Annotated in this window: 8 protein-coding genes, 1 tRNA gene and 1 pseudogene; 5 read left to right on the plus strand and 5 right to left on the minus strand. The window is 69.3% G+C overall.

The window, feature by feature from the left end:
• Window positions 1–476: 476 nt before the first annotated feature.
• From ACFVW8_RS13315 to pyrF, 5 genes are all read left to right on the plus strand, one after another.
• Entirely contained in the window at window positions 477–1,712 is a 1,236-nt protein-coding gene (locus ACFVW8_RS13315; protein ID WP_389689244.1) for a helix-turn-helix domain-containing protein, read from the plus strand.
• Window positions 1,713–1,722: 10 nt separating this feature from the next.
• Window positions 1,723–2,325 (plus strand): oligoribonuclease, encoded by a 603-nt coding sequence (orn, locus tag ACFVW8_RS13320; RefSeq protein ID WP_389689246.1) that lies wholly within the window; start codon window positions 1,723–1,725, stop codon window positions 2,323–2,325.
• A gap of 126 nt (window positions 2,326–2,451) precedes the next feature.
• A tRNA-His gene (locus ACFVW8_RS13325) sits at window positions 2,452–2,524 on the plus strand.
• Between the two features lie 310 nt (window positions 2,525–2,834).
• On the plus strand, window positions 2,835–4,385 hold the full coding sequence (locus ACFVW8_RS13330; RefSeq protein ID WP_389689248.1) for an FMN-binding glutamate synthase family protein: 1,551 nt from the start codon (window positions 2,835–2,837) through the stop codon (window positions 4,383–4,385).
• A gap of 213 nt (window positions 4,386–4,598) precedes the next feature.
• Entirely contained in the window at window positions 4,599–5,300 is a 702-nt protein-coding gene (pyrF, locus tag ACFVW8_RS13335) for an orotidine-5'-phosphate decarboxylase (RefSeq protein ID WP_389689250.1), read from the plus strand.
• 50 nt (window positions 5,301–5,350) lie between these two features.
• Here pyrF and ACFVW8_RS13340 read toward each other — a convergent pair.
• The 5 genes and pseudogenes from ACFVW8_RS13340 to ACFVW8_RS13360 form a co-directional block, all read right to left on the minus strand.
• Window positions 5,351–5,575 (minus strand): annotated as a pseudogene (locus ACFVW8_RS13340) (hypothetical protein); the annotation flags it as partial.
• A gap of 214 nt (window positions 5,576–5,789) precedes the next feature.
• The gene (locus ACFVW8_RS13345) at window positions 5,790–6,836 is read right to left on the minus strand and encodes a LacI family DNA-binding transcriptional regulator (protein ID WP_389689252.1); all 1,047 of its coding nucleotides are present in this window, start codon (window positions 6,834–6,836) and stop codon (window positions 5,790–5,792) included.
• Between the two features lie 280 nt (window positions 6,837–7,116).
• Window positions 7,117–8,577, minus strand: coding sequence for a GH1 family beta-glucosidase (locus tag ACFVW8_RS13350; protein ID WP_389689254.1), 1,461 nt, complete (start codon window positions 8,575–8,577; stop codon window positions 7,117–7,119).
• Window positions 8,578–8,698: 121 nt separating this feature from the next.
• Window positions 8,699–9,619: a carbohydrate ABC transporter permease gene (locus ACFVW8_RS13355; RefSeq protein WP_389689256.1), complete on the minus strand. Its 921-nt coding sequence runs from the start codon at window positions 9,617–9,619 to the stop codon at window positions 8,699–8,701.
• A gap of 15 nt (window positions 9,620–9,634) precedes the next feature.
• Entirely contained in the window at window positions 9,635–10,633 is a 999-nt protein-coding gene (locus ACFVW8_RS13360; RefSeq protein WP_389689258.1) for a carbohydrate ABC transporter permease, read from the minus strand.
• Between the last annotated feature and the right edge of the window lie 89 nt (window positions 10,634–10,722).

Consider the following 10,722-nt stretch of genomic DNA (forward strand, 5'->3'; position numbering starts at 1 on the left):
GACGACCGACACCGGCCGCCCGGCCGTCCCACCGGCCGAAGGGGGCGCACGGAGGCAGCCGCCCCTTCGGGGCGTGCGCCGGTTGAAGGAATGATTTCCGCACACGCGACCGCATGTTTTCAGCCAACTTCATTCCAGGGTCGATTGCTTGCCGAAATGGCCGATCAACCCCCTTGCCAGCAGGCAGGAAGAGACCGCGCGGTACGCTTCCACCCAATGGGGACGGGCCATGAACACGAGGCGCACTTCCCTGCACGACTCACGAGTGAAACGCTTCGTGATCGAATGCTTCCCGCCAGGTTGCCTTGTCGACATAAAGCCGGTTGGTGAACTTGTCACGACGGCACCACGGGACGCAGTAGATTCGATCTTGGGTGTCGAAGGCTGGGGACTCGTGCACGACCGAGGGGACATGTGCAGGTGCGACAGGCCCGTAAGGACCAGGAAGACGCGAACACCGAGGGGGGCTTAGCGTCATGAGCCAGGACTCCGCCACCGCAACGGAGGCTGTACGGAAGCTGAGCGGACGCCGACGCCGGGAGGTCGTGGCCGTACTGCTGTTCAGCGGCGGCCCCATCTTCGAGAGCTCCATCCCGCTCTCCGTGTTCGGTATCGACCGCCAGGACGCGGGAGTTCCGCGCTACCGGCTTCTCGTGTGCAGCGGCGAAGAAGGACCGCTGCGCACCACAGGGGGACTCGAACTCACCGCGCCCTACGGGCTGGAGGCGATCAGCAGGGCCGGCACCGTCGTGGTGCCCGCCTGGCGCTCGATCACCTCACCACCGCCCGTGGAGGCACTGGACGCGCTGCGCCGCGCCCACGAGGAGGGCGCCAGGATCGTCGGACTGTGCACGGGGGCCTTCGTCCTCGCCGCAGCCGGCCTGCTCGACGGCCGCCCGGCGACCACGCACTGGATGTACGCACCGACGCTGGCCAAGCGCTATCCGTCGGTCCACGTCGATCCGCGCGAGCTGTTCGTCGACGACGGCGATGTGCTCACCTCCGCGGGTACAGCGGCCGGCATCGACCTCTGTCTGCACATAGTCCGCTCGGACCACGGCACGGAGGCCGCCGGGGCACTCGCCCGCCGGCTCGTCGTGCCGCCGCGGCGCAGTGGCGGTCAGGAGCGCTACCTCGACAGGTCTTTACCGGAGGAGATCGGCTCCGACCCGCTCGCCGAGGTCGTGGCCTGGGCACTGGAGCATCTGCACGAGCAGTTCGACGTGGAGACGCTGGCCGCGCGCGCCTACATGAGCAGGCGGACCTTCGACCGGAGGTTCCGTTCGCTCACCGGCAGCGCACCGCTCCAGTGGCTGATCACCCAGCGGGTGCTGCAGGCGCAGCGGCTGCTGGAGACGTCCGACTACTCGGTCGACGAGGTCGCGGGCCGCTGCGGCTTCCGCTCGCCGGTCGCGCTGCGCGGACACTTCCGGCGTCAGCTGGGCTCCTCCCCCGCCGCGTACCGGGCCGCCTACCGGGCCCGCCGTCCGCAGGGCGGTGGTCCTGAGCCGGTGGCCCAGGCCGCCGAGCAGGTGGTGCCCGCCCAGGGCAGTCCGGCGAACCGCCGAGCCGCCGCACCTCCCGTTCCCGCGGGCCCGCCCTCCGCTGCTCCGGCAGCGCTGGACACGGGCCGCGCCGAGCACGGGAGGCCGGGGCCCGACGCGTACGCGGCAGGGCGCCCGGCCCTGCCGGGGCAGCGGAGTGCCCCGTAGGGTGGGGCGCATGAACGACCGCATGGTGTGGATCGACTGCGAGATGACCGGGCTCTCGTTGACGGAAGACGCACTCATCGAGGTGGCCGCACTGGTCACCGACTCGGAGTTGAACGTGCTCGGCGACGGGGTGGACATCGTCATCCGTCCGCCGGACGCGGCCCTGGAGACCATGCCCGAGGTGGTGCGGCAGATGCACACCGCCTCGGGCCTGCTCGACGAGCTGGCCGGGGGCACCACCCTGGCCGACGCCGAGGAGAAGGTCCTGTCCTATGTGCGCGAGCATGTGAAGGAGCCCGGCAAGGCCCCGCTCTGCGGGAACACGGTCGGCACCGACCGCGGCTTCCTGCTGCGGGACATGCCGTCGCTGGAGGGCTACCTCCACTACCGGATCGTCGATGTCTCCTCGATCAAGGAGCTGGCCCGCCGCTGGTTCCCGAGGGCGTATTTCAACAGTCCGGAGAAGAACGGCAACCACCGGGCACTCGCGGACATCCGTGACTCCATCACGGAGATGCGTTACTACCGCGAAGCCGTCTTCGTCCCGCAGCCGGGACCGGACTCGGAACGCGCGAAGTCGATCGCGGCGCGACTGTCGCAGCCCTCGACCTAGGCACTGAGAGAAACCGCTGGTCACGGCCCTTTCGGGGGCCGGGGCCGGCGGCAGAACAATGGGGGCGCGAGCACCCTCTCGGACCCTGTACACTTTTTCTCGGCCGGTCGGAAACGCCCGGACGTGGTGGGTATAGCTCAGACGGTAGAGCACCTGGTTGTGGTCCAGGATGTCGCGGGTTCGAGTCCCGTTACTCACCCTGAATGATCAAGGCCTGACCTGTGCAAACGGGTCAGGCCTTCTTCATGCCCAGGCGGTGTCCGCGAGGGCCGCACCACAAGCTTTACGTCCCCAGCACCGCGTCCCCACCACGGTGACCTGCAATGTCGCGCTGCCCGCCCCTCGCTCACGCACCCTGCCGCGTCCGTCCGTCCGCGAGACTTCTAGCATCATGTGGCGTTTCGTCGACGGACGCCGGTTCCTACCTGGACGGGTCCGCCGCGCAACGTCACGACGTCCGCCGCGCAGCGATGGAGTCGGGTATCGAGCAGTCGACGAGAGGAACGTTCATGCGCGCTCGGAGCATCGGTGCGGCAGCCGCAGCAGCACTGGCGGTCGTGGCTGCCCGCGACCTCGTCCAGAAGAAGCACGCACTGCTCAGAAACTTCCCCGTGATCGGACACGCCCGGTACCTGCTGGAGACGATCGGGCCGGAGCTGCGGCAGTACGTCGTGACGTCCAACGAGGAAGAGCGCCCCTTCAGCCGTGACCAGCGCACCTGGATCTACGCGTCGGCGAAGGAGGAGAACAACTACTTCGGCTTCGGAACCGACATGGACGTCGAGCACATACAGGGGCACGCGTACGTGAAGCAGCGGACGTTCGCCGGTGCGCTGCCCGATCTGCACGACCCGCAGAGCCCGCTGCCCTCGGCCAAGGTGCTGGGCGGCCCACGCGGGCGCGCCAAGGCGTTCCGGCCGGCGAGCGTCGTGAACATCTCGGCGATGAGCTTCGGATCGCTGTCCGGCCCGGCCGTCACGGCGCTCAACAAGGGTGCGGCGCTGGCCGGCGCGATGCAGAACACGGGCGAGGGCGGCCTCTCGCCGTACCACCGCAACGGCGGGGACCTCATCCTCCAGATCGGGACCTCGTACTTCGGCTGCCGCAACGAGGACGGCACCTTCAGCCTCGACAAGCTCAAGAGCGTGATCGCGGGCGCCCCGGTCAAGGCGATAGAGATCAAGCTCTCGCAGGGCGCGAAGCCGGGGCTCGGCGGGCTGCTGCCGGGTGCCAAGGTGACCCCCGAGATCGCCGGGATCCGCGGCATCCCGGTCGGCGAGGACTGCGCATCACCCTCTCGGCACACCGCGTTCCACGATGTCGACTCGATGCTCGACTTCGTCGAGATGCTCGCCGACGCGACCGGTCTGCCGGTCGGGATCAAGAGCGCTGTCGGGGAGATGAGCTTCTGGGAGGAGCTGGCCACGCTGATGGCGCGGGGCGACCGCGGGGTCGACTTCGTGACCATCGACGGAGGCGAGGGCGGCACCGGGGCGGCACCCCTGATCTTCTCCGACTCGGTGTCGCTGCCGTTCCGGATGGGCTTCTCCCGTGTCTACGGCACGTTCGCCGAGCGGGGTCTGACGGACGACATCACGTTCATCGGTTCCGGCAAGCTCGGTCTGCCGGAGAACGCCGTCGTCGCGTTCGCCCTGGGTGTCGACATGATCAACGTCGCCCGTGAGGCGATGCTGTCCATCGGCTGCATCCAGGCGCAGAAATGCCACACCGACAAGTGCCCCACCGGCATCGCCACCCAGGATCCGTGGCTGGTGCGCGGCGTCGACGCGCCCTCGAAGGCCACTCGGGCCGCCACCTACCTGCGCACCCTGCGCAAGGAGCTGCTGAAGATCTCGGGCGCCGTCGGCGTCGCCCACCCGGCACTCATCACCACCGGCGACATCGAGATCATGAACGGCGACTACGACGCCCGCGTCCTGGCGGGCGTCTACGGCTACAAGGACGGCTGGGGCGAGCTCGGCCCGGAGCTCGCCCGCGAGATCACCGCGCTCCTGACCACAGAGCCGGCTCCTCTCGGTGAGGCCGGTACTGACGTGTGACGAGTCGGCCGGTGCCACCAGACTGCCGCTCGGCACCCGAGCGCCACGGCGCTTGTAGACCGTCTCGTCGAAGCCGGTGGGCCGACCGCCCTTACTGCCGTCCAGTGCTCCGGCCGCATAGGTTCACCGGGTTGAAACGGCCAGGTGCCGGTGAGGCGGGCTGCTGCGGCAGACCGCTGACGCCCTTGACGCCACGTAGGTGACAATGACGCCGTGGATCGAAACAGTCAGATCATCGTTGCTTTGGACTTTGACAATCGCCGAGCGGTTGACGAAGTCGTCGACCGACTGGGTGAGGAGTGCCGTTTTTACAAGGTCGGGATGGAGCTGCTCACGGCGGCCGGGCCGGATCTGATCGAGCACCTTGTAGCCACGGGCAAGGAGGTCTTCCTGGACCTGAAGCTCTTCGAGATCCCGAACTCTGTGGCCGGTGCGGTCCGTGCCGCTGGTGCTCTGGGTGTCTCCATGGTGACCGTCCACAGCATGGGCGGCACCGGCATCATGTCCGCCGCTGTCGAAGCGGCCCGCGACTTCCCGCGCCTTCGCGTGCTGGCTCTGACCGTCGTCACCAGCATGACGAGATCCGATCTCGCTGACATCGGAGTCACCGGCTCAGCCTCGACCGAGAAACAGGTGTTGCGGCTGGCACGCCTGGCGGAAGGCGCTGGTTGCCATGGTGTGATCGCATCGCCGCAGGAAGCCGGGCCACTGCGTGGTGTGCTGGGAGCCGGCACCCTGATCGTCACGCCGGGAGTCGCGCTTCCTGGCGAATCCCCAGGTGAGCACGCCCGGACCGGCACACCGCGTGCTGCCATTGCCGCAGGTGCGTCACATATTGTCGTGGGCCGGGCCGTCACCCGTGCCGCAGACCCTGCGGCTGCATTCCGGCTCGTCCGCGCCAGCCTGGAGCCGTGAGCGGTCACGGTCTTGTCCCGGTGTCCGTTGCGGTAGCCGGTCCGCGTGGTCGCCTGTTCGTTCCACTCGGCACCGATGTGCGCGGCGGCCTCGGCCTCGGTCAGCTCCTGCAGCAGCCGCTCGGCGACTTCACGCACGACTTCAAGTCCATCTGCCAGTCGGCGCGGACGTTGACCTCGGCGAGCAGCGCGCCAGGCCGACGCCACCCGAGGACTGCGCGCCGCATCACGCCGGCCGTAACCCGGACCATCGCAGCTACCGGGCAGCGTTCCCATGTCCGCAGCACCGAGCTGCTGACCGACCGTGAGGAGCAACACCTTGAGCTCCTGCGGAGGCTCGGCAGACCTCAGGTGTGCGTGCGGCAAGTCCCACCGCCTGCTCGCCCGGCTCCCGCCGGCCCCGTCGCGCCGGCCCTGTGCGTGCGAAGTCCGTGTGGTCCCTGCCGAGCCGGGAGACCGCCGACACCACGAAGCCGGGTCGTGACCCCCCTCACGACGAGTCCCGCACCACCAGTTCCGTAGGCAGCACGATCTGCTGCCGCTCACCGCTCTCGCCCGTGCCGCTCTCGCCCGCGATCTTTTCGAGGAGCACCCGGGTCATCGTGCGCCCCATCTCCTCGATCGGCTGCCGCACGCTCGTCAGCGCGGGATCCATGTGCCGGGCCACGGCCGAGTCGTCGAAGCCCACGAGGGCCACGTCGTCCGGGATCCGGCGGCCGGCCTCGCGCAGCACCTGGCGGGCGCCCGCGGCCATCAGGTCGGAGGCGGCGAAGACCGCGTCCACGTCCGGGCGGCGGGCGAGCAGCTGACGCATGGCCTGGACGCCGCCCTCCTCGGAGAAGTCGGCGGGGGCGATCAGCTGCTCGTCCGGTTCGAGGCCGGCCTCGGAGAGCGCCTTGCGGTACCCGTCGAGGCGTCGCTGGGAGGCGTAGACGTCCAGCCGCCCGGTGATGGTGGCGATGGAGCGGCGGCCCCGGGAGGCGAGGTGCTCGACGGCGGCGCGGGCGCCCTCGAAGTTGTCGGAGTCGACCGAGGGGAGCGGCTCGGTGGCGGACCTGCGGCCGTTCATGACGGCGGGCATGCCCAGCTGCTCCAGCAGGTCGGGAAGCGGGTCGTCGGCGTGCACGGACACCAGCAGCACGCCGTCCACGCGGTGCGCGGTGAGGTACTGGGCCAGCCTGCGGCGTTCGCGGTCGCTGCCCACGAGGGTGAGCAGGAGCTGCATCTCGGTGTCGGCCAGGGCCGCGCCGACCCCGCGGACGATGTCGGAGAAGTACGGCTCCGCGAAGAAGCGGCTCTCCGACTCCGGCACCACGAGCGCGATGGCGTCCGTCCGGTTGCCGGCCAGGGCGCGGGCGGCGCGGTTGGGTACGTAGCCGAGCTCGGCCACGGCCGCCTCCACCGCCTCCCGGGTGTGCGCGCTGACCCGCGGTGAGCCGTTGATGACCCGGGAGGCCGTTCCACGCCCCACTCCCGCCCGTGCCGCGACTTCCTCCAGCGTGGGCCGGCCCCCGCTCCGTACTCGCGCTGCCGTCATGGCTGCCTCCCGTTCGCGGTCAATTTCTCACAGTCGGATAACCAAACCAAGTACTGGTGTTGGTTCCCTTGACACTCGACGGGACCGGTCGGCCGCTCCCTCGCTCTCGTCGTGGGAGCGCTCCCACTCTACGCGCGTGATCAGCGGCGCGCACCGGCCGGGGGTGCTACCGCGTCCGGACATGCCTGGGACCCGGCGCACGGCCGGGTCCCAGGATGCTGCCGGGTCGGAGGACGCCGGTCAACCCCCTTGTGATCAGGTCAGGTTGACCGGCTTCACCTCAGGAAGGGCCCGTCGGCGGCAGGGCGTGGCGGCGGATCACATCGGCGTACCAGTGGGCGCTCGCCTTGGGGATGCGGCGCTGGGAGGCGTAGTCGACGTACACGGTGCCGAAGCGCTTCGAATAGCCGTAGGCCCACTCGAAGTTGTCCATCAGCGACCAGAGGAAGTAGCCCCTGACGTCCGCGCCGTCGGCCACCGCACGCTGCACGGCGTCCAGGTGTCCGTGCAGGTACGCGATCCGCTCGGGGTCCTCCACCCGGCCCTCGGGCGAGACGTAGTCGTCGAAGGCCGCGCCGTTCTCGGTGACCATCAGCGGCAGACCCGGGTGGTCGCGGGTGACGTCCATCAGCAGGTTGTAGAGACCGTTGGGGTCGATCGACCAGTTCATCGCGGTGCGCTCCTTCCCCTCGGCGAGGTGGAAGGCGACGTGCTCGGAGCCGGGCCACGGGGAGAAGTCGCTGGCGCCGTGGCCGTCGTTGCGGGTGTTGCCCGCGCCCTCGGCGGGGGTGGAGACCAGCGTCGGCGTGTAGTAGTTGACGCCCAGCACGTCGACCGGGCGGGAGATGGTGGCCAGGTCGCCGTCCTGGACGAGCTTCGACCAGTCCACCACGTGCGCGGTGTCGGCGATCAGGTCCTCGGGGTACTCGCCGCGCAGCATCGGGCCGGTGAAGACCCGGTTGCCCACCGCGTCGATCCGGCGGGCGGCGTCGGCGTCCGCCGCGCTCGCGGTGAGCGGGCGGACCTGGTGGAGGTTGAGGGTGACCGAGGTCTGCGCGGTAGCGGGGAGTTGACCGCGCAGAACCTCGATCGCCCGGCCATGGGCGAGGTTGAGGTGATGGGCCGCCCGCAGGGCGGATGCGGGCTCGGTGCGGCCGGGAGCGTGCACGCCCGATCCGTATCCGAGGAAGGCCGAGCACCACGGCTCGTTGAAGGTGGTCCACGTCGCGACCCGGTCGCCGAGCGCGCCCGCCATGATCGCGGCGTAGTCGGCGAACCGGTCCGTGGTCACGCGCTGCGGCCAGCCGCCGGCGTCCTCCAGCTCCTGGGGCAGGTCCCAGTGGTAGAGGGTCGCGACGGGGGCGATACCGGCTTCGAGGAGCTCGTCGACGAGCTTGCGGTAGAAGTCCAGACCGCGCTCGACGGCCGGGCCGCGCCCGGTGGGCTGCACCCGGGACCAGGAGATGGAGAAGCGGTACGCCTTCAGCCCCAGCTCCTTCATCAGGGCCACGTCGTCGCGGTACAGGTGGTAGTGATCGGCGGCGATATCGCCGGTGTCGCCGTTGCGGACCTTGCCCGGAGTTCGGCTGAAGGTGTCCCAGATGGAGGGGGTGCGGCCGTCCTCGGCCGCGGCGCCCTCGACCTGGTAGGCGGCGGTCGCCGCCCCCCAGACGAAGCCTGTCGGAAATCTCGTTGCCTCGGGCGCCGGCTTCGGGGCGATGTCGGGTCGTACAGCAGTCATGCGGGAGCGCTCCCAGGAGTGGACGGACAGGGGCAGGAAAGGGTGGAACTCCGGAACCCGTACGGCCCGCGGTCAGGTACGGGCCGTACGAGGGCTCCGGCTCAAGGGATGTGACGCAAGGTCAGCCCTTGACGGCGCCGGACATGATCCCGCCGACGATCCGCTTTCCGAAGACCACGAACACCACGAGCAGTGGCAGCGTGCTGATCAGCGCGCCGGCCATCACGATGCTCTGGTCGGGGGTGTAGGAGGCGCTCAGCTGGCCGAGGGCCACCTGGAGCGTGGGGTTCTGCTGGTTCAGTGCGAGGTAGGGCCAGAAGAAGTCGTTCCACGCCTGGACGAAGGTGAGCATGCCGAGCACCATCATCGCCGGGCGGGCCACCGGGAGCACGATGCTCAGCACGACGCGGAAGTTGTTCGCGCCGTCGATCTTGGCGGCCTCGATCAGCTCGTACGGGAGCGCCTCGCTCAGGTACTGCCGCATGAAGAACACGCCGAACGCGCTGACCAGGGTCGGGAAGATCACCGACTCCAGGTTTCCGCCCCAGCCGAGGTCGGCCATCATCATGAACAGCGGGACGACGCTGAGCTGCGGCGGGATCGTCAGGGTCAGGATGACACCGGTCATCAGGGCGCCACGGCCCCGGAACCGCATCTTGGCGAAGGCGTAGCCGGCCAGGGTGCAGAAGAAGAGCGTCGCCGCCGTGATGCAGCCGGAGACGATGACGCTGTTGACGATCGCCTTGCCCAGATGGGCCTGGTTCCAGGCGGCGTCGAGGTTGTGCATCAGCCGGCCGCCCGGCAGGAACGGCGGAGTGGAGGCGAGTACTTCGTCCTGGGTGTGGGACGCGGCCACCAGGGTCCAGTACAGCGGCAGCAGCGATCCGATGCCGACGACGGCCAGTGCGATGTAGGCGAACGGACCGCCGTTCAGCTGCTTGCCCGCGCCGGGCCTGAAGCGGCTCGCGCGCTTCGGCGCGCGGTGTGCGGTACGTGCCGGGAGGCCGAGCTCCGGAGCTTGGGTGGGGCTGGTGATGGTCATGGAATTCGCTCCCGGTCAGACCGCGGATTTGCGTACGAAGCGGCCGATGAGCCAGTTGACCGCGGCGATGATCAGCAGGAGGGCGAGCATCGCCCAGGCCACTGCGGCGGCCGGACCGAGATGCCCGAGGTGCCAGCCGTAGTTGTAGAGGTAGACGCTGAGGGTCTCGTACTGATTCTCGTTTCCGCCGGTCGCGCCGATGGCGCCGCCCTCCAGCAGCAGGGGCTCACCGAACAGCTGCATGGCACCGATGGTCGAGATGACGATCGTGAACAGGATCGTGGGCCGCAGCGAGGGGATGGTCACCTTGCGGAACTGCTGCCAGCGCGAGGCGCCGTCGAGCGAGGCCGCCTCGTACAGATCGGACGGCACGGCCTGCATCGCCGCCAGGTAGATCAGGGTGTTGTAGCCGGTCCAGCGCCAGATCACGATGACCGAGATGGCGATCTTCGACGTCCATTCGCCGTTGGCCCAGTTCGTGTGACCGAGACCGACGAAGTGCAGCACCCAGTTCAGCAGACCGCCGTCGGCCCGGAAGACCAGGGCGAAGACAAGGGCCGCGGAGGCCACCGAGGTGGCGTACGGGGTGAGGATGATCGTCCGCCAGAAGGTGCTGGCGCGCAGCTTGTAGTTCAGCAGATGGGCCAGGCCGAGCGCGACCAGCAGCTGCGGAACCGTCGAGATGACGCCGATCACGAACGTGTTGGTGACGGCTGTCCAGAACTCCGCGTCGTGCAGGATCTTGTCGAAGTTCTCCCAGCCGACCCACTCCATCTGGTCCAGGCCGGTCATCTCCACCCGGTGCAGGGCGATCCAGCCGGTGTAGATCAGCGGATAGAGCCCGAAGGCGCCGAAGACGAGGAAGAACGGGGCTATGTAGGCGTACGGCGATGCCTTGTCGTCGAAGCGCCAGAGCCGGCTCCGCCACATCTGCCGGCGGGCGTTCACCGGTTTCTGCTGGGAGCCGCGGGGCGGCGGTGCGTATGCGTCCCGGGTGGGAGTCGAGGTGGCCACGGGCGGGAGTCCTTCCCTGGATTGCTTGGTTACCCGGGTACGGGCGGCGGCGTTCGCGGTGGGCTTCCGTGGGGCGGCCGGGGTGGTAC

It is taken from the genome of Streptomyces sp. NPDC058221 (genome assembly GCF_042882365.1).
GTDB lineage: Bacteria > Actinomycetota > Actinomycetes > Streptomycetales > Streptomycetaceae > Streptomyces.

Excerpts from the sequence above, each read along its gene's own strand:
- ACFVW8_RS13345 (WP_389689252.1), bottom strand. The coding sequence starts at position 6,836 with ATGACGGCAGCGCGAGTACGGAGCGGGGGCCGGCCCACGCTGGAGGAA.
- orn (WP_389689246.1), top strand. The coding sequence starts at position 1,723 with ATGAACGACCGCATGGTGTGGATCGACTGCGAGATGACCGGGCTCTCG.
- ACFVW8_RS13330 (WP_389689248.1), top strand. The coding sequence starts at position 2,835 with ATGCGCGCTCGGAGCATCGGTGCGGCAGCCGCAGCAGCACTGGCGGTC.
- ACFVW8_RS13315 (WP_389689244.1), top strand. The coding sequence starts at position 477 with ATGAGCCAGGACTCCGCCACCGCAACGGAGGCTGTACGGAAGCTGAGC.
- ACFVW8_RS13355 (WP_389689256.1), bottom strand. The coding sequence starts at position 9,619 with ATGACCATCACCAGCCCCACCCAAGCTCCGGAGCTCGGCCTCCCGGCA.
- ACFVW8_RS13350 (WP_389689254.1), bottom strand. The coding sequence starts at position 8,577 with ATGACTGCTGTACGACCCGACATCGCCCCGAAGCCGGCGCCCGAGGCA.